The organism is Bacteroides sp. CACC 737 (assembly GCF_013874375.1).
In the GTDB taxonomy this organism is placed as follows: Bacteria; Bacteroidota; Bacteroidia; order Bacteroidales; family Bacteroidaceae; genus Bacteroides; species Bacteroides uniformis.
On sequence record NZ_CP059408.1, the window covers coordinates 4,434,824 to 4,454,143 of the forward strand.

7 protein-coding genes and 2 pseudogenes are annotated in these 19,320 nt (G+C 39.0%); 7 read left to right on the forward strand and 2 right to left on the reverse strand.

Annotated elements, in window-relative coordinates:
* Window positions 1-583 precede the first annotated feature (583 nt).
* Entirely contained in the window at window positions 584-3,664 is a 3,081-nt protein-coding gene (locus tag H1A11_RS18370; protein ID WP_262706674.1) for a SusC/RagA family TonB-linked outer membrane protein, read from the forward strand.
* Window positions 3,665-3,682: 18 nt separating this feature from the next.
* Complete coding sequence (locus tag H1A11_RS18375) at window positions 3,683-5,176, forward strand: RagB/SusD family nutrient uptake outer membrane protein (protein ID WP_118275161.1); 1,494 nt, start codon at window positions 3,683-3,685, stop codon at window positions 5,174-5,176.
* Between the two features lie 152 nt (window positions 5,177-5,328).
* Here the strand turns inward: H1A11_RS18375 and H1A11_RS18380 are convergent.
* Window positions 5,329-6,472: pseudogene (locus tag H1A11_RS18380) on the reverse strand (ATP-binding protein).
* 135 nt (window positions 6,473-6,607) lie between these two features.
* On the reverse strand, window positions 6,608-7,828 hold the full coding sequence (locus tag H1A11_RS18385; protein WP_119962347.1) for an ATP-binding protein: 1,221 nt from the start codon (window positions 7,826-7,828) through the stop codon (window positions 6,608-6,610).
* Window positions 7,829-8,251: 423 nt separating this feature from the next.
* Between H1A11_RS18385 and H1A11_RS18390 the strand changes: the two genes are divergently transcribed.
* From H1A11_RS18390 to H1A11_RS18410, 5 genes and pseudogenes are all read left to right on the forward strand, one after another.
* Complete coding sequence (locus H1A11_RS18390) at window positions 8,252-11,212, forward strand: SusC/RagA family TonB-linked outer membrane protein (protein WP_370528744.1); 2,961 nt, start codon at window positions 8,252-8,254, stop codon at window positions 11,210-11,212.
* Between the two features lie 18 nt (window positions 11,213-11,230).
* A complete protein-coding gene (locus H1A11_RS18395; RefSeq protein WP_016274185.1) occupies window positions 11,231-12,691 on the forward strand; it encodes a RagB/SusD family nutrient uptake outer membrane protein in 1,461 nt (486 codons plus the stop codon).
* A 959-nt stretch (window positions 12,692-13,650) separates the two neighbouring features.
* Window positions 13,651-16,668 (forward strand): annotated as a pseudogene (locus H1A11_RS18400) (SusC/RagA family TonB-linked outer membrane protein); the annotation flags it as partial.
* 27 nt (window positions 16,669-16,695) lie between these two features.
* Complete coding sequence (locus tag H1A11_RS18405; protein ID WP_226791303.1) at window positions 16,696-18,324, forward strand: RagB/SusD family nutrient uptake outer membrane protein; 1,629 nt, start codon at window positions 16,696-16,698, stop codon at window positions 18,322-18,324.
* Between the two features lie 34 nt (window positions 18,325-18,358).
* The gene (locus tag H1A11_RS18410) at window positions 18,359-19,276 is read left to right on the forward strand and encodes a hypothetical protein (RefSeq protein WP_120164391.1); all 918 of its coding nucleotides are present in this window, start codon (window positions 18,359-18,361) and stop codon (window positions 19,274-19,276) included.
* The last annotated feature ends 44 nt before the right edge of the window (window positions 19,277-19,320 follow it).

Consider the following 19,320-nt stretch of genomic DNA (forward strand, 5'->3'; position numbering starts at 1 on the left):
ATCAATTAGATACAGTATAGTGTGAATAGAAGATTAACATTGGTGTGTTATCAATATTTAAACAGATTGGAGGTGTGGAAGCAAAATTTGCTTCCACACTTTTGCATTGCTTCCACAGCATCTGTAATGCCGATAAATAGAGGGATATAAGGAACGGGTGGAAGCGTGGAAGCAAAAATGATGAAAACTGCTATGAGGAAACAATTGTTGTCTTGATTGTTTAGCCAATCAGAAAGTTTTGAATTTGCTGTTTTCTGAAGCTATTGAAATATTCTTTTACATAGATTTTAGTAGTTTCGCTAATAAAATGACAATGTAGAGTAAATACTTCATTGAAAGCAGCTAGGATGATAGATATTGACAAAAGACATGCTTCATATAAGAGGAAGAATCATTTAAAATCTTTAAGCAGCGTATTAACTTTATGGTATACATCTGATAACCTGGTTGTTAATCCTACAAATAGTATCACAGCAGTAAGGTTTTATGCGTCGTCCCTCCATACACATACCTTGTGAGAAAGGAAATTTCGCTATAGTTATTTCTAGCACATAGCATAATTATCTGATTATTAATAAGATAAATAAAATATAGTTCCGCGAAAACTCTGGTAATTTCGTACATCGGCATGCAGACTCAAGAGGTTACAATTAAGCCGCATGTACGGGTTGTCATGCAGAGTGATACTGAACTTTTGGATGAAGTTGTAGTTGTTGCCTATGGTACTGCTACAAAAAGATCCTTCACAGGTTCCGCTACTGAAATTAAAGGAGACCGTATTGCTAACAAAAATCCGTCCGAATTATCTAAAGCGCTAACCGGTGAAGTAGCAGGTGTACAAGTTATTTCAACTAGTGGACAACCCGGCTCAAATGCAAGCATCAGAATTCGCGGTTTAGGTTCTGTAAATTCAAGCCGTGCTCCGCTGTATGTAGTGGATGGAATCCCCTTTGGTTCAGATTTAAGTGGAATTGATCCTTCAGACATAGAGTCAACTACCGTATTGAAGGACGCAACAGCAACAGCTCTATATGGTTCAAGAGCTGCCAATGGAGTAATTTTGCTGACCACCAAAAGAGGTAAAAAAGGAAAAACGCAAGTTGAAGCAAATGTAAAATATGGTATCAACACCCGTATAATACCTCTTTATGATACGATGGAAAGTCCCGAGCGGTTCATTGAGCTGACATGGGAAGGCATTAAAAATAAATATCAATATGCTGGTGGACGTGATGAAGCTGCTGCAGCAGCTATGGCAAGCAAGCTGCTGTGGGGATATGACGATCCTCAAAAAGGCTATCAAAATACTGGAATATACAAAGGATATAATATGTGGAGTACGGGAGATGTCATAGACCCTTCTACTGGCAAATTCAAGGCAGGTGTAGTCCGCAAATTTACTCCGGAGAAATGGGAAGATTATATTTTCCGTACAGGAGAAAAAGTAGAAGCCAATGTTAAGATATCAGGAGGCAGCGACAAGTTATCACATTATACCTCTTTCGGTTACTTGAAAGATGAAGGATACTATATAGGTTCTGATTTTGAACGTTTTAATGCCCGTTCCAATCTGTCTCAAGACATCACTTCATGGTTGAAATCAAATGTTAATATGGCTTATAGCTATATGGAACTGAATAAGCCCGGTCAAGGTGACAACATGAACAATGGTTTCCAATTCATTAATTTTATGCCTTCCATATTTCCGGTATTCCAACGTGATGCAGATGGCAATAAAATAAAGGATAATGTGGTCGGAGGATATCTGTATGATTATGGTATGGCTGAAGGTTATGGACGTCCTTACGCTTCAGGCGTAAATCCAGCCGGAGCGATTCAATTGGACAAGAATGAGTACCAATCTCATTCATTCAACGGCAATGCCATGTTTGAAGCAACTTTCTTGAAAGACTTCAAAGGAACGGTAAACTTTGGATTGCAATATCTTGGTACAAAAAACAATGAATTGACAAATCCATATTATGGTGATGCAGAGGGGTTAGGACGTATTTTCAAAAACATGAGTACATTCTTCAGCTTCACGTCAAACCAGATATTGTCATGGAAGAAAAGTTTTGGTGTGCACAATCTCGATGCATTCGTTGCGCATGAATCTACATTCTACAAGTCATCTGACAACTATGGCCAGAAATCAAAGATTGTTCGTCCTAACAATACAGAATGGTCTAATGCTGTAATTATGGACTATATGGATTCTCAAACCTACGGGTTTGACATGGAAAGCTACTTCGGACAAATTAGATATGATTATAACGATAAATATTTCTTTCATGGAACATTAAGACGTGATGGTTCATCACGTTTTGCCAAAGGACAGAAATGGGGAACATTCGGTTCTATCGGCGCCGCCTGGGCCATCACTAACGAAAATTTCATGAAAGACGTGAGCTGGTTGAAGAATTTGAAATACAAGTTAAGTTGGGGTGTGTTGGGTAACCAAGACTTTATCACCAATCCTACCATTGCAGGTTATTATCCTTACAATGATTTGTATACGATCGGTAACCTAAATGATGAAATCAGTTTTAGCTTTAAATATAAAGGTAATCCTGATTTGACATGGGAACGCAGCGAAACATGGAATACTGGTATCGAGTTTAATATAGCCGATATTTTGGAAGGTGAAGTGGAATACTATAATAAGACTACCAAAGATATGTTGTTCCTAAAGCAAGTATCTCCATCGCTGGGATATGCACAATACCCCGTCAATGACGGTAAAATGGTCAATAAGGGTCTCGAATTTTCTTTGGTGGCACATCTTGTGAAAACGAATGATATAAGTCTTGATTTACGTGTTAATGGTGGACATTATAAGAATAAAATGACCCAGATGCCTATGGATGATACCACAGGAAAAGAAAAGCCATTGGAGATACAAGGTGCTTACGGATGGTCGAAAGGACATTCTCTGTATGATTTCTATATAAGAGAGTATGCCGGTGTAGATCCAGAAACCGGTATGGCATTATACAACTCATACTATAATGTAAAAGCCGATGGAAGCAAGGACTTGATTACAGATATGGTAACTTACCAGCAGAACAATAAAATAGAGCGTTTGGAAGTAGAAAAGACCTCCGATTATAACAACGCAACTAAGAAATATGTCGGGAAATCAGGTATTCCGACTTTACAAGGGGGATTCGGTTTTGATTTAGCTGTTAAAGGTTTCGAATTAAATACGACTTTCTCCTATAGCTTAGGAGGATATGCTTACGACGGTGTATATGCTACATTAATGTCTAACAATACACCTGGTAGTGGAAACTGGCATAATGACATTGAAAATCGTTGGCAAAAGCCGGGTGATATAACAGACGTGCCACGTTTAACTTCCGGATATGATGAATATACAAATGCATCTTCTACTCGGTTCATTACCAGTCGTTCTTATTTGAATTTATCCAATGTAAGATTATCCTACACATTCCCTAAAAAATGGATGAATAGAATGAACATTGGTTCCTTGTCGGTTTATGTTTCCGGTGACAACCTGATGTTCATTTCGGCTCGTAAGGGATTTGTCTCAATGGCAGGAAATACCGTCAGTACAGATCCTAATGAGGATTCCGGAGGCTCTGACAGAAGTCAGTATGCTCCATTGAGTACTATTATGGGAGGTATTAAGATTCAGTTCTAACAATAAAATCATTTGAATATGAGAAATGTAATATATAAAATAGCAGCTTGTTCTGCATTAGTAGCCTTGGTGCTTTCTGGCTGTAAAGAATCTTTTCTGGAGGAAGATCCAAATGGATATATTTCATCTGACCAGATAAAAGAAAATGCAGTGTGGAATCCTAATATCATGTTAGGTCAGGCATTAGGTACGTATTCCACAACATTTGCCTGGCAGACAGGCGGTACAACGAATCACGACGATTTCGGACAAAAATCCATTGATATTGCCACAGATTTAATGAGTGGGGATCTGGCAATGAGCGGAGAAACCTACGGCTGGTTTAGCGATGCAGCTAGATTGCAGTGTAATACTACCACAAAAAACAGAACCTACATGCTGTGGAGGTATTATTACCGCATCATCAAGGCCTGCAATGAAATATTTGACACTGTAGGAGGAGATGAAAGTGTACCGGCTAATGAGGATAACCAAAATTATTATGCACAAGCAAAAGCTTTGAGGGCTCACTCGTATTTCAATTTGGTGAATTTATATGCAAAACCTTACGATATTGATAAAAATGCTAAGGCCATACCTCTTTACCGTTCTCAAACCACAGCAGAGACATTAGGACTCTCCACAGTGGAGGAAGTGTATGAACGGGTTATTATCGACTTGAAGGAATCAATAAATATTTTGGAAGAGTTGGAAGCAGCAGGTATTGGTCGTCCCAACGGCACTAAGGACCAAATCGACCAATGGACAGCTAAAGGAATACTTGCCTATGTTTATTTGACCAAAGGTGAATATGAGAATGCTGCTGCATTAACTTCCGATATTATCAATAACTCAGGATATCCTTTGATGAGTGAAACTGAAATTATCGAATCTGGATTCCGGAGTATCAATATCGGTTCATGGATGTGGGCATTTGATATTACCAAAGATAACACCGGAGGTTTGCCCACATTCTGGGGACAGGTAGATTATTTCACTTATAGCTACTGTTCTGCAGGTGATTATAAAATGATAGACCATAATCTGTATAATGAAATACCTGAAACAGATACTCGTAAACAGTGGTTTCATCCGTCTGTATTGATTAGCTGGTATAAATTTTATGATGCCGGAAGAAAAGCAATGGGAGACCGTACATGGACAAATGATATTGTTTACATGCGAGTTGAAGAGATGTACCTGATAAATGCTGAAGCCAATGCACGGGCAAATCATCTGCCCGAGGCAAAAGCAGCATTGAAGGCTCTATTAGAACAGCGGGATCAGGCCACGGCTGCAGAAGTGGACAATATGAATGCTGATCAATTACTGGAAAACATATACTACAACTGGCGTGTAGAAATGTGGGCCGAAGGACGAGGTTTACTTACCTTGAAACGTTTCCACAAATCAATGGTACGTGGTGACAACAACTACGCATTGACTGGTGAAACGATCTCATACGATGACTCCAGATTGATCTTTGAAATTCCAGAGCGTGAAGTAACGAATAATCCCAATTTGCAGAAATGATAAAGTGCCACATTAGATTGTGCAAATCAGATGAATAAAAGAGGGAGAGTATCTAAATTTAGAATACTCTCCTTTTTTAATATAACGAAATCTGGTTCTTGTTGTATAAAGAGGGCAACACAAATCATTGCAGATGCACTGACATATCAATCTTATTTAGACTGCTTCAATAACCATATTTCAAAGAATTTATCGTAAACCTTGTATTCTCCAAGTTCACAAGTAACAAAATCCTTGTCCAACAATCCTTTTATAGCTCCTTGTACTGAGCTGGCTGTCAATTTATAGGTTTTCAAGAATCTGGAAGAAGTTATTTCCCTTGCTTTTCCTTCTTTGCAAATGGCAAACAATACCTCCTTTTGTTTGGGAGGAAGTTGATAAAGAAGAGAGGAATAAGTAAAATTCAACTGAGACAAAATGTTTTCGATCGCTATGCTCACTTTGTCTGCCGTACAAATTTCACCTGTAGCTGTCATTGCATACAATGAGTTGGAGATGAATTGAATATACCATGTAATGCCCTCAAAACGTTCATATACGTTCTGAACAGTTTCTTCTGTAATGTCTTTATTGGCTATGAGGAAATGTTTCCTAATAAACTTTGTGTAAGTTCCTATGTCTATTGGATGTAATTCCATGATGGCTGTACTTTGATAGAAAGGGCGTGCTGGACTTGTGAATATTTCGCCCATCATATGCCGTTGGGAACCTGCATAAATAAATCTTGCATTTGCGCAATGCTGAATATGGGTACGCAATACAGCTTCAATATTTTTTCCCGGATATTTGGCAATAGCTTGAAATTCGTCAATAGCCACCAGGCAGGGCTTGTCGGCCTTCTCCAAATAATAAAAAATTTCATCCAAAGTAATAGAAGGAGTTTTTATATCTCCCATCTCCAAATTCCAACCGGGATTTCCTGCAAAATCAAATGAAATTCCCGCCCGAAGCGATGACAAGCAACTTAAAAACAAATCCCACGCTTTTCTACCTCGTGGTTTCAGACCATTCATAATTCCTTTGCCAAGCTCAAAAACAAACTCTTGAAGATTCTTAGTCGCATATATATCAATCAAGAAAATATAATATTCCTTTTCGATATGTCTTTTGATGAAAACAATGTTCTATTAAGCCCGTCTTTCCTAAACGACGAGAAGATATTAAAGCTACATTGTTACCATTTGTGATATAACGGGTTAATGTTCCGGTTTCAGCTACACGGTCACAAAAATATTCAGCGGATATATATCCATTGGTTATGAAAGGGTATTCTTCTCCATAAAGTGAATGCTTTATACAAAAAAAATTATAATCTTATTATAATGCAAATATCACAATGCTTTTGTATCGATTCTCCAACTTTGTTTCATATAATCTGTCAGAGGAAATCTGTTGATTTACTCTTCTCATATTGGAAATTAAATTATAGATTTACAATCTTTCTTTATCCTCTGCCAACAAAAAGTTTCGCAGTGAAATTTGTTTAATTCCTTTGTAATTTCCCCCGCTTTGCATTTCATCCATTGTAACTACATATTTGGGGTAATTGTCTGCTATTTCCAAAAGATTGCCAAATTCTCGCCTAACAGTTGCATCATCGGGAAGCATATATGCTACTTGGATATAGACTTTATGGTCGTCCTTGGAAGCAATGAAATCAATTTCCTTATTGCCACTCTTTCCGACATATACTTCATATCCATATCTTAATAAATCAATGCATACAACATTTTCCATTAACTTGTTGATGTCTTTTCGAAAATCAAAATGCTGTATGGAATTATGTAATCCCAAATCTTCAAAATAATATTTCTCACCAATCTCAAAGATTTTCATCCCTCGGATTTCAGCTCGTTGAATTTTGTAAATAAAGAAACTATTGCACAGTGCCTTTAGATAGTTCAGAATTGTCTGCGTGGGAATGTTGACGTGTTGCGACTTTAAATATTTACTAATATTCTGGGCAGAAAAAAGAGAGCCGGTATTATCTATCAGATAAGCTACGAGATTCTCTAAAAAAGATACATTCCGGATTGATTCACGTGCAACCACATCTTTTAGTAGGATAGTAGAATAAACGTTTCTCAAATACTCGAATATGACATTCTTGTCCATTGTTAGATTATGAATGTATGGCATACCTCCGAATGTAAGATAGAGTTTTAGACTTTCGGTGGAGTCTTGGCGTTGATTGAAAGTTAAGAATTCCCCATAGCTAAGTGAGTGAATGGGAAATTCTATATATCTTCCTGCCAATTGAGTAGCAAGTTCACTGGACAGCATTTTAGCATTACTTCCGGTGCAATAGATATCACATTTATTTTCGTTCAATAAACTCCGCAGACACAATTGGAATTCTTCAATCTCTTGGATTTCATCTACAAAAAGATAGTTATGATTATGCCCAGTAACCTTCTTTAAAACATATTGATAAAGATCCATGTAGTTCCTAATTTCCGTGAAGGCAAGTTGCTCTTTATCTACAAAAATGATATTGGCTTCCGGTATGTTTTTCTTTATGATATCTGATATCTGTAAAAGAATGTAGCTTTTACCTATCCTACGTTGGCCGGTTATTACTTTTATTATACTTTTATCAATAAACGGTTCAATTCTCTTTATGTATAAAGGACGGGAGATATAATTTTTCATATTCAAACATGATTTAGTTTATATGCAAAGATATAAAATATTTCAATTATAATTGAATATTTCTATGTATATTCCACATTCATACATTATAAATAATATATGTAAACTAAATATTTCTCAACAAAAAAGAATTTTGGGACTTTTATGGATAAAATCTATATTTCAAGATAAATTCCTCTATATAATTTATCGTTATTCTTGAATAAAAAACATTTGTTGGGTTAATTAGTACATCACAAATTAAAAGGGTAGAATGAAATTTAATAATAACGTGCTTATTATCAGCTTTTAATTATTCAAAATGGTATGAAATGGGTACTTCAAACCACTTACCTCCCTTCGCCATATACCTTTATATAGAATATATAATAGAGTAAGCCTTGTTTTATAATGATTGTAAATTATTAATTTTCAGCAATATACATATATTGTAGTTCCGCGAAAACTCTGCTAATTTCGTATGTTGGTATGCAAACGCAAGAGGTGGCTGTCGCACCTTCTTTAAGAGTCATCTTAAAGTCCGACAGTGAAATTCTTGATGAAGTAACAGTCATAGCTTATGGTACTGCAAAGAAGAACTCACTAACAGGTTCTGTTGCTACTATCAAATCCAGTGATATGGAAAAGCTTCCAGTTACTTCATTTGAGAAAGCATTACAAGGATTGTCTCCTGGACTGCAGATCGCAAGTGTCTCCGGTCAACCGGGTTCGTCTACACAGGTACGTATTCGTGGTATCGGGTCTATGTCTGCCTCAAGTACCCCACTTTATGTTATAGATGGAGTTGCTATTGAAGCTGCAAACTTAAGTGAAGTTGCAAATACCAGTAAATATGGGACAAGTGCAAATCCACTTTCAAACTTAAATCCGAATGATATTGAGTCTATTACCATCTTAAAAGATGCTTCTGCTGCTTCTCTGTACGGATCACGTGCGGCCAATGGTGTTATTCTGATTACAACGAAGCAGGGTAAAAAAGGACAAGCCAAGGTTAGCTTTAAAGCTCAAATGTCATCTTCCAAACTCCCTTCTGGTGGTTATAATTTGATGAATGCCTCCGAACATTATGCTCTGTATTATGGAGGCTTCTATAATAATAATATTGCTAAAGGCATGTCCTCAGAAGAAGCTTCTGCTGCAGCCAACAAATCCACACAAAGCATGTATGGGCGAAATCCATATAATGTTGCTAACCCTCTGGATGCTTCTGGCGACTTGACATCTGGCGCTCAATTGATGATTGATACCGATTGGTTGGATGAAGTCTTCAGAACCGGGATGTCACAAGAATACGATATCAGTGTAAATGGAGGAAACGAGAAATCAAAATACTTCATTTCTATGGGATATATGAATCAAGAGGGTATTGTGATTGGTTCGGATTTTGAACGATATTCAGGTCGTGCAAATGTCTCAACAGAAATTAAACCTTGGTTCAGTATGGGTATCAATTCCACTTTCTCTTTGGCAAAACAAAACACTCCTGTAGGTGGAGGTGGCGGTGCTAGTCCTTTGACTAATGGTATTTTCCTACCCAATGCTGTTCCAGTATATGATTTGGATGAAAATTTCCAAATGCAATATGATGAGAATGGCAAACCTCTTTATAACTTCAAGAATCCCATATTTCAGGATATGAATGTTATATCATTTGCACAAACTGACAAATATGCAACTAACACATACCGTGTTTTGGTAAATCCCTACGTGGATTTCAACTTTTATGGAGTTCATTGGAAAACAAGTCTTTCATATGATTATATCAATTTGGATGAAACGCAATGGTATAATGCGGAGCATGGTAATGGTAAAGCTGCACAAGGACGCTTGTACAAATATGCCATTTGGAACAATACTTTTGGATTGACCAGTACATTAAATTATAATTTCAACATAAAGGAAGACCATCACTTCTCGGTATTGGCTGGTTATGAAATCTATAATAAAGAGTACAAGCGCACTTATGCACAAGGAACAAAATTTCCAATTGGTGGTTTGACAGAGCTGAATGTAGCTGCTACTCCGCAAGAAGTAGGTTCTGTAACAGATAAAGAGCGCATGCTTTCTTATTTTGGTCGATTAAATTATGATTATCAGAATAAATATTTTGCCTCATTCAGTATCCGCTCCGATGGTTCTTCACGTTTTGCACCGGGACATCGTTATGGTACATTTTGGAGTGTCGGATTAAATTGGCGTATCAGCGAAGAAAACTTCATGAAAGATATTACTTGGCTCGATGACTTGAAACTGCGTGCCAGCTATGGTACTTCAGGTAACAAAACATCTGATTACTTATATGGTTATCAAGCCTTCTATGAAGGTGGAGCCAATTATAACGGAGAGTCTGGCTTCAGACATTCTCAATTAGCAAATCCTGATTTGTCATGGGAAAAATCCAAAAACTTCAATGTGGGGTTGGATTTTGCAGTACTTAACAGTCGCCTGCATGGATCCATTGACTATTATATCAAAAACTCTGATGAACTGTTATTGGAAAAACCTTTAGCCGGTTCTACGGGGTTGGACATAATTATGTCTAATTTGGGTGGTATGCGCAACTCTGGTATAGAAGTAGATTTGCATTCCCTGAATATTCAAGCCGGAGACTTTAATTGGGGAACCGACTTCAATATCTCTTTTAACAAGAATGAAATCACTTCTTATCCCGAAGAACAGGAAGTTGTTGGTACAAAAGTTCGTACGGTAGGCTACAGCCTTTATGAATTTTACATGCAAGAATGGGCCGGAGTAGATAAAGAAACCGGTACTCCACTTTGGTATAAAGACGTAAAAGATGATAAAGGTAATCCGACAGGTGAAAGAACTACCACTTCAACTTACTCTACTGCAGACAAATACAAACTTGGTTCTGCACTTCCCAATGTATTTGGAGGTTTGAATAACACATTTACATTTAAAGGATTAGACCTTTCATTCCTCTTTACTTATAGTTTTGGAGGAAAGATATATGATGCGTACGAAGCCAATTTGCTGAATGATGGTAACAACAACGGTTATCAAGCCATCAAAGATCAAGCGAATTATTGGACAAAAGAGAATCCAAACGCTCCGAATCCTGCATTCTTGCCCAATAACACTTCAAGTTCTCATTCTACATCAAGCCGCTATTTGCACGATGCAGATTTCATTAAATTTAAAAATATCAACTTAGGTTATACTCTACCAAAAAAATGGACACAGAAGATACAGTTGGAGACAGTACGTTTCTTTGGAAGTCTGGAGAATATCTGTGTATGGAACTTGGATGGTAGTTTCAAAGGTTACGATGTGGAATTGGGAGGTGTAACCGGAGTATTGGACGGTGCAGGTACGGTTCCATTGCCTCGTACAATCTTATTTGGTATAAATATTGGTTTCTAATTTAAAATTGAGATTACGATGAATAGAATAAAGCAAACTATAATAGCACTTGCAATAGGTCTTAGCTTGGCAAATTGCGGTGATGATTTTTTGGATACTACTTCTTCGGACCAAATGTCCGATTCTAACACCTTTACTACGATAGACGGTGCGCAGCAAGTGTTGACCGGTGCTTATGACTGGTTGACCAATGGCTGGTTGGCTCATATGACCAACCAATATATTTTCTTCTTGCCTGACATTATGGGAGATGACGCATTGGTGACACCTGACCCCAACTACAATTATGGACGTTTTGTGTCTCCTTATCAATATACAGTTTCTCCAGGAAGTACCTATACTGATGACCCGTGGAAGGGATGTTACAGTATCATAGATAATACGAATGCCATTTTGGATAATATCGGAAACCTGGCAGAAAGTGCAGAGCGTAACAGAATTGAAGGTGAAGCGCTATCTCTAAGAGCTTATACTTATCATTTCTTAGTAAGAATGTATGCCAAACCTGTAAACAAGTACCCGGATAATCCGAGCATAATTTTACGTATTTCTTCTGGAACAGAAGACCTTCCTCGTGCTACGGTAAAAGATGTGTATAATCAGCTTGTCGTTGACATGGAAAAAGCATGTGGATTGTTGGACCAGCATTCTTCTTCATCTAAGGCATATATCGGTGCGAATGCTGCTCATGGAATTCTTGCACGTTTGTATTTGGATTTAGGTGATGAAACAAATGGCATCAAACATGCCAATGCTGCATTGAAAGGTGTTAATTTGATGAATACGGCAGTTTACACAGCTGATTTCTGTGAAGTTAACTCAGAAACACTTTGGGCTTTCGAATGTCCAACTGATGATAATCAATTCTATCTTTCATTACCCTCTTTCTGGTATTTGTGTGGAGATGATTATGAAGATGCTGTTATTGGTTATAGCTCATTACGAGTTTCAAAGGCTTTGATTAATCTAATGGAAGATAAAGATATACGCAAAACTCAGTTCCCGAAAGATTCTGAAACAAACGATTATATCAGTGAAACAGGATACTTGACAACAAAGATTCATAGTCGTAACAATGAAATGGGACAAGGCTCTTTCAATATGCTGCGTGGTTCTGAGATGTATCTTATTATTGCTGAATTAGCTGCTGACAAACAGCATTATGATGTGGCTAAAGAAGCATTAAATGTTGTTCGGATAGCTCGTGGATTGGATAAATATAGTGGAACGGATGCCGGTTTAGCAGATGAGATACAACAAGAAAGAAGGCGTGAATTATTTGCAGAGGGACATCGCCTATTCGACATGAAACGTAGAGGTTTGGCATTGACAAGAACTGGAGTTGACGGACACGATTTGTGGACTAGTCAATTAGACCTTCCTGCTGGCTCTGATAGATTTGAATTACCTATTCCGCAAGCAGAGATTGATGCTAATGGAGAACTGACAAATAATGATCAGAATCCTGCTTATAAATAAGTCTGTAAGAAGGAGTATATCTGATTTATGAACTTTCAAAACATCTCTATTTGATAGGGTGTTTTCTAAATAAAGTGTTTTAAAAGCCGTTCACTGTGAAGTAAGCGGCTTTTGTTATTCTATCTTTTCCACTTTATTTCTGCAACAACCATTTCCAAATAGGACGTATAGAAATTCGCTGCCGGGGATTAACGGTTATTTCTTCCTCGTCTTCCAAAGTGATGCCAATGGAGAGATTAAAAGTATACCGGCACGTATCATACTGCATAGACTTTATGGAGAAGAACTGAAACGATAGAAATATCCTCTCTTCAATAAACAGCAAACCTGAATTGTCTGCACGACACGGGAGTCAGCGCGGATTACAAAAGTACATTCTTTATTCCCCTGAATTATAAAAATATATCCACTCAGTCTTCGTTATTCTATGTAGACTATATTCTCTTACAAGAAGACTTCCTCATTACGTTTTTGACATGCTCCAAACAGTAGTTTTTCATAGCTATAGAATTCTTTACTCCAATTACTTTGTATTTGGAATAATCTCCATTTATAAGATAGAGACAATTACATAGTGTTCTATGCATAAAATGGATAAATAGGTAGGATAGTATTTATGTAACCATTATAAATTCAATAGTATTTTACATAAGGGGTTACATTCTCATAGATGGAATAAACAACACGAGTAAATAATTGACAAAAAGCAACTAAATGATAGATATTGACAAAGCCCTTCTAGTTTTTGAGAAAAAAGATCCTGACGTTATGATTATAGCACATCAGTACAGAATTAAAAACCTTCAAATCAGCATATTACCATTACAAATAGTATCATATAAGTAGATTGTCATTTACAGTGGATATGTATAGAGTATCTTCTCTAGAGGATTACTTTATTTCAGGAGCTCTTTTTATTTATTTTATATTGCTTATTATCAACAATATAGGCATAATATAGTTCCGCGAAAACTCTGGTAATTTCTTATATTGGTATGCAAACCCAGGAGGTGACAATAAAACCTAGCGTAAAAGTGGTGATGAAGTCTGATACAGAGATGCTTGATGAGGTAATGGTAGTTGCTTTCGGTACAGCAAAGAAGTCTGCATTTACGGGTTCGGCTAAGGTGATAGGTACGGAAAAGCTGGAGCAGTCGCAGGTGACAAACGTTACCGATGCTTTGGCTGGTGCTGTGCCGGGTGTGACATTGACATCCAATGACGGTGCTCCTGGTTCAAAGTCATCCATCAAGATCCGTGGTTTCAGTTCACTCAATGCAGGAAACGACCCTCTGATTATTGTGGATGGTGCTCCTTATAGCGGTGATATCAATAATATCAATCCCAACGACGTTGAATCAATGACGGTATTGAAGGATGCGGCTTCCAATGCTCTTTACGGTGCGCGTGGTGCTAACGGTGTAATTATCATCACTACCAAGAAAGCCAATATGTCGGGTGAGGCCAAAGTAACTTTCGATGCCAAGTGGGGAGCAAATACCCGTGCGTTGCAGAAATATGACGTGATTGACAATCCTGGCATGTACTATGAGACGCACTATGAGGCAATGAAAAACTACTATAAATATGAGGGGGGAATGAGTGATCAGGCTGCATGGCTTGAGGCAAATAACAATTTGTTTGGCTCTAACGGTGGCTTGGGTTACAATGTCTATACGGTTCCCGAAGGACAATACCTTATCGGTCAGAATGGCAAGCTTAATCCCAATGCCACATTGGGTAGAGTTGTGAATTATAAAGGACGCGACTATCTGCTTACTCCGGATGATTGGGACGATGTAGGTATGCGTACCGGTTTACGTCAGGAATATAACTTCTCAGTGAGCGCAGCTAATGAAAAATCTTCTTTCTATGTTTCTTTAGGCTATCTTGGAAATGAGGGTATCACTGAAGGTTCTGACCTGAAACGTTTGACTGGCCGTTTAAAAGCCGACTATCAAGCCAAGAAGTGGTTGAAGATCGGTGGTAATATGGCATATGCGCGATTTGATTCCAATTCATTGAGTAATAATGGTTCCAGTAGTTCTCAAGGTAATGTATGGGCATTTATTACCCAAATGGCTCCCATCTATCCTGCTTACGTACGTAATGCTGATGGCAGTATCATGGTTGATAAGAATGGTATTGGAATGATGGACTACGGTAGCGGTATCAATGCAGGTATGCAACGTCCTTTCATTCCTGATGCCAATCCTATTCTGGACAACAAACTTAACACCCATAATGCTGAAGGAAATGCTATCAGTGGTAATGCTTTTGTAGACATAACTCCTATAGAAGGGTTAAAGGTGACATTCAATGGTACTTTCAACTTGGATGAGACACGCTTTACATATGTTTATAATCCTTATTATGGACAGTTCGATTCTACCGGTGGTACAGTAAGCAAGAGCCATCAGAGAACTTACGACTACAACTTGCAACAACTTGTCTCATATGCCAAATCATTCGGAAGCAATAATTTCGATATTTTGTTAGGACATGAATATTATGACTACCGCCTTTCTTATTTGGGAGCCAGTAAGTCACAGATGTTCTCTCAGGACAATCAGGAATTGGATGGTGCCATTATAGATGGACAGAGTGCTTCTTCATATAAGAGTCGTCGTAACAATGAAGGCTTCTTCGGACGTTTGCAATACAACTATGACGAACGCATCTTCGGCTCAGCTTCCTTGCGTCGTGATGCTTCCAGCCGTTTCCATCCAGACCACCGCTGGGGTACATTCTGGTCGGCAGGTGGTGCATGGCTCATCAACAAAGAAAGCTGGTTTGATGCTTCTTGGGTGCAGGAACTGAAGTTGAAGGCTTCAATCGGTTCACAAGGTAACGATAACATCGGTGATTTCCGCTATACGGATAGATTTAATATTATTAATTCCAATAATAGTCTCGGCACTTCGTTCTACTCTAAAGGTACTAAGGACATCACTTGGGAAACCAATACCAATTTCAATATCGGTGCGGAATTCCAATTGTGGGACCGCGTTACCGGTAGCATAGAGTACTACAGACGCAAGACTTCAGATATGTTATTCTCATTCTCCGTGGCTCCTTCATTGGGTTATTCTTCTTATCTGGACAATGTTGGTAACATGGTCAATAGTGGTGTAGAAATGGATTTCAATGTGAATATCTTCGATACACGTAACTTTACGTGGGACGTAAATTTGAACATCTCAACTTTGAAGAACCGTATTACGATGCTTGATCCTGACAAGTTGATTACTACTGAGTATACAGCTGACGGAAAGGGATATAAGGGTTATTCTAACGGAAGCTTCTTCATTGGTGAAGATTTGTCTATGTTTACATGGCGTATGAAGGAATATGCCGGAGTGGACGAAGAGGGAAGAGCCTTGTATTATAAGAATGTTAAGGATGAGGCCGGCAACATCACCGGACGCGAAACGACTTGGAACCATGCTGAAGCTGACTATTACATCACAGAGGAAAGCACGATGCCCAAGGTATACGGTGGTTTCGGTACCAAACTGAAAGTATATGGTGTAGATTTCGGTATTAACTTCACTTACCAGATTGGCGGCAAGCAGTATGATGGCACGTATGCATACTTTATGTCATCACCCAAAGGCACGGCAGGTTACAACTATCACAAGGATATCCTAAAGTCATGGACTCCCGAGAACACCAACACTGATATTCCGCGTTTCATGATGAATGACCCTTCATATCCGGCTTCATCATCTACACGTTTCTTGACCGATGCAAGTTTCTTGAATATCCAGAACATAAATGTGGGCTATACATTGCCTTCCAAGTGGACAAAGAAACTGGCTATAAGCTCTTTGCGCGTGTACATGTCGGCAGAAAATGTTTTCTACTGGTCTAAACGTAAAGGGTTCGACCCGCGTCAATCATATGACGAGACGACCAACGCTACTTTCTATTCACCGATGCGTACCATCTCCGGTGGTGTGTCATTCGAGTTCTAAAACTAAATATTATAGATAACAATGATTATGAAGAAAAATATATTCAAGTTGTTTTCAGCCATGGTGGTATCGGCTACAGTACTAACCGGCTGTATAGAAGAGGTTTTTCCCGAAGATTCTACTGCGACCTCCGAGCAAATCGGTGCGTCAGCTACGGCACTTGAGGCTGCAGTCAGTGGCATGCCGTCACAAATGGTACAAGGCTATCTGGTGTATGGTAGCCAGACCCATGAAACCGACCTTGGCTATCCTTCGCTGATGTTGGCACAGTCTGAATTGTTGGGCGATGTAGTGGACACAGACTATGGGTATGACTGGTGGTGGCCCTTCAATGCAAGCTTGCAGATGTATGACAATGGTTATTACTCATATTTGCCTTACTTTACTCTATATAAGTTTGTTAAATCGGCCAATGACGTGATTTCAGTTGTTGACGTTACCGATCCCACGATTACCGATGAGATACGTGGACTCGGCAGTATATCCCATGCTTTCCGTGCGTTTAGCTATTATACGCTGATGGTGCTTTTCGAGCCAGTAGAGAATATCTATACTGATTGTAGCAAGGTGTTGGGACTGACAGTGCCCATTGTAACTGAGGAAACAACTAATGACATTGCGAAGAGCAATCCGCGTGCGACTCACGAAGAAATGGTGAACTTTATCCTTTCTGACCTTGACAAAGCAGAGATAGGTTTGGAGTCTTATATACCTACTAGCAAGAATTTTCCCGACTTGGCTGTAGTATATGGTCTGAAAGCTAAGGTATATATGTGGGATGGCCAATTTGATAAAGCTGCCGAGTATGCCCGCAAGGCTATTGATAAGTCGGGTGCAACTCCTATGAACGAAGCACAGTGGCATAACCCCACTACAGGTTTCAATACGGCTACTTCTGCATGGATGTGGTATCTTCACCCCACAGCTTCCAACATGGGTAACCTTGCTAATTTCATCGGTCACATTTCCAATGAAGCGGATTGGGGATATGCTTCTTTGTCTAAACTCCAAATGGCACGTTCACTTTATGACGCGATTCCTACTACCGATTTCCGCAAATATTCTTACCTTGACCCGGACAGATCTGTTTACGCTTACCAGTCTGTGAGAGGCAATGAGTGGTTGGACGAACAGCCGGATTATATGTCATTGAAGTTCCGTCCCGTGGGCGGTGACTATAGCACTTATTCTGTGGGTGCGGCTGCTGATATTCCCGTGATGCGTGTGGAAGAGATGTATCTCATAGAGGCTGAAGCTGTAGGTGCCAGCCAGAGTGTGGCAGCAGGTGTACAACTGTTGAATAACTTTATGAAGCAAAATCGTCAGTCTGATTACAGTTTTAACGCAGGCGATTTGCGCAGTTTCCAACTTGAGGTCTTGAAGCAGATGCGTATCGAGTTTTGGGGAGAGGGGGTTGCATTCCCTACTGCCAAGCGTTTGAAACCGGATGTTATTCAGCACTATGAGGGTACCAATTTTAAAGAAGATAACTTCAAGATCAACTGTAAAGGTGTGAAGCCTAACTGGACGCTGATGATCCCCAAGACCGAGGTGGATTCAAATATCGCGCTTCAAGGAATGAACAATCCGGACCCGACCGGTGCTATTCCTAAGCGTCCTACTCCGATAGGAGAGTTTGCGCCTGGTAACAATTAAATTAAATGAACTAACTTTATAATTGAATTTGTATATGAATAAGATATTTAATAAACTGTTTTGGGTCATGGCTGTATGCGGCTTGACAATGACGGCTTGTTCAGACGATATTGACTGGAATCCCGGTGCTGCTGCCGATGGACAAGGGGTCTTCTTCCCTTCGAGTCAATCAAGCAGTATAACGCTGACCGAGACGTCTGGTTCTTTCGAGGTAAGTGTATTTCGTACAGTAAGTTCAGGAGCCTCCACCACACAAATAACTGTTACTCCCGGTGAGAATGCTGCTGGCATTTTTACAGTTCCTACCGAAGTAAGCTTTGCTGATGGTGTGACAGAGGCAAAAATAACGGTGACTTACCAGAATATGAAGCGTGATGTCCCCTATACTTTGACCCTCTCTGCAGTGGACGGCACTCCGTATGGCATTACTGACTTGACGATCAGTGCCATTTGTCCATTAGTTTGGGAAGTGGTAAGTACTAATGCCACATTGATAGACAATATGTTTGAGGCATTTGGTGCTGCCGGTGTTAAACTGACCGGTATTACGGTGGAAAAGCATCCCGAACTTAACAAATATCGTTTTAAGAGTCCTTATGACAATTCTTATTTTAACTCTTTGTTTGGCATAGGAACTCTTCTTCCTGATGATTTTAAACTTCCTTATATTGAGTTGGACGGTAATACTTATCCGGGTGGATATTATATCACTGTTACAAAATTGGGATGGAAAATGGTAAATGGTGTAGGTCCTGAGGCCAATAGCGATTGGGGAACTTTCGGTTCTGTTTATGGAAATCTTTCCGAAGACCTTGGTACTTATCCATTGGGAAGCTACAACGATGCTGAGAAGGTATTTGATTTGGGAGCTCTTTTCTTTTGTATAGATGACAGTGGCTCTGAATTAAATTATCCTCTTAAGGGTACAACTTTGCTGTATCTGAACAACTGATTTTTGTTTGTATTCCGTGTGATACGGAACTTATGAATGTGGAG

What these genes read in the sequence shown, in the direction of transcription:
- H1A11_RS18410 (WP_120164391.1), top strand. Translation starts at nt 18,359, where the DNA reads ATGAATAAGATATTTAATAAACTGTTTTGGGTCATGGCTGTATGCGGC.
- H1A11_RS18385 (WP_119962347.1), bottom strand. Translation starts at nt 7,828, where the DNA reads ATGAAAAATTATATCTCCCGTCCTTTATACATAAAGAGAATTGAACCG.
- H1A11_RS18395 (WP_016274185.1), top strand. Translation starts at nt 11,231, where the DNA reads ATGAATAGAATAAAGCAAACTATAATAGCACTTGCAATAGGTCTTAGC.
- H1A11_RS18405 (WP_226791303.1), top strand. Translation starts at nt 16,696, where the DNA reads ATGAAGAAAAATATATTCAAGTTGTTTTCAGCCATGGTGGTATCGGCT.
- H1A11_RS18375 (WP_118275161.1), top strand. Translation starts at nt 3,683, where the DNA reads ATGAGAAATGTAATATATAAAATAGCAGCTTGTTCTGCATTAGTAGCC.